This is a genomic window from Halioglobus sp. HI00S01 (genome assembly GCF_001635445.1).
Lineage (GTDB): Bacteria > Pseudomonadota > Gammaproteobacteria > Pseudomonadales > Halieaceae > Halioglobus > Halioglobus japonicus.
Genome location: NZ_LWEE01000340.1, coordinates 1 through 231, shown reverse-complemented (window position 1 = coordinate 231; position 231 = coordinate 1). Strand labels below are relative to the sequence as shown.

Annotated in this window: 1 protein-coding gene; it reads left to right on the top strand. The window is 60.6% G+C overall.

What is annotated here, in order from left to right; all coding sequences use genetic code 11:
- Positions 1-231: adenylosuccinate synthetase (locus A3709_RS20865; protein ID WP_197484337.1), on the top strand; the 231-nt coding region annotated here is incomplete at both ends.

Genomic DNA, 231 nt, shown 5'->3' with positions numbered 1-231 from the left:
AGTCCATCCAGATTTGTGTGGGCTACGCCGATGCCGATGGCAACGCTGTACCGAACCCGGTGGATTCCGACGACTACGAAGGCCTGCACCCGGTGTACGAAGAAGTCCCCGGCTGGAGCGATTCTACCCTCGGTGCCCAGTCGCTCGATGCGCTGCCCCAGGCGGCCCGCGATTACATCAAGAAAATCGAAGAGGTTGTCGGTGCACCTATCGACATCATCTCCACCGGCC